The 982-nt window shown below is 64.5% G+C and carries 2 protein-coding genes; both read right to left on the minus strand.

Features of this window, described 5'->3' with window-relative positions:
• On the minus strand, positions 1-370 hold a 370-nt coding region (locus EN879_RS37155), incomplete at its 3' end, for an SAM-dependent methyltransferase (RefSeq protein WP_245493947.1).
• Positions 367-981 carry a precorrin-8X methylmutase gene (locus tag EN879_RS37160; RefSeq protein WP_164774906.1) on the minus strand — a complete coding sequence of 205 codons (615 nt, stop codon included), beginning with the start codon at positions 979-981 and terminating at the stop codon, positions 367-369. The genes EN879_RS37155 and EN879_RS37160, both read right to left, overlap by 4 nt.
• Position 982 lies beyond the last annotated feature (1 nt).

Consider the following 982-nt stretch of genomic DNA (forward strand, 5'->3'; position numbering starts at 1 on the left):
CATGCAGATGCATGTAAGAGCCGTAGAACAGCGGGTCGCCCTCCGACAGCACCGCAACCATTCTGCCGGCTTCGAGGTGCTCGGCGACCTTTTCGGCCGACTCCTCGTAGAAAGCCGTGATCTGCGAGCGGTAGTCGTCGTGGTCCCTGGCGATTTCGGTTGTGACGGGATAGAGCAGCGGCAATTCCGTCATTTCGGGCCGGAACTGCGCTTCGACGATGGCGCGGGCGTTGCTGTTGTTGCCGCGCTTGGCGAAATAGGCCACGACATCGGCCTCGGCCAGGATGCGGGCGGCTTTTAGGGTCAGCAGTTCGGGGTCGCCAGGACCGGTGCCGACGCCAACGAGGCGGCCTTTGAGAAAGGCGTTCACAGGCCAGGCCTCGCCAATGAATTGAGCGCGGCGGCGGTCATGGCACTGCCGCCAAGCCGGCCACGCACGATGGCGTAGGGAACGCCGTAGGAATTCTCGGCCAGCGCATCCTTGGATTCGGCCGCACCGACGAAGCCGACCGGCATGCCGATGATGGCCGCCGGCTTCGGTGCGCCATCGCGCAGTTTTTCCAGGAGATAGAATAGCGCGGTCGGCGCATTGCCGATGGCAACCACAGAGCCGGCCATGCGCTCGCCCCAGAGGTCGATGGCGGCCGCCGAACGGGTGTTGCCGATTTGCCTGGCAATTTCGTGCGTACGCGGGTCGCGCAAGGTGCAGATCACCTCGTTGCCCGCCGGCAGCCTGGCGCGGGTGACGCCATGCGAGACCATTTCCGCGTCGCAGAAGATCGGCGCGCCGGCCGCCAAAGCGGTGCGGGCGGCGGCAACGAAATCCTTGGAGAACACAAAATGATTTGAAGCTTCGACCTGGCCGCAGGCATGGATCATGCGAATGGCGACATCGGCCTCAGCTTCGGAGAAGCGCGACAGATCGGCCTCGGCGCGGATGATGGCGAAGGAGCGCTCGTAGATCGCCGTGCCGTCATGGATG

Source organism: Mesorhizobium sp. M7A.F.Ca.AU.002.02.1.1 (genome assembly GCF_003998535.1).
GTDB lineage: Bacteria > Pseudomonadota > Alphaproteobacteria > Rhizobiales > Rhizobiaceae > Mesorhizobium > Mesorhizobium ciceri.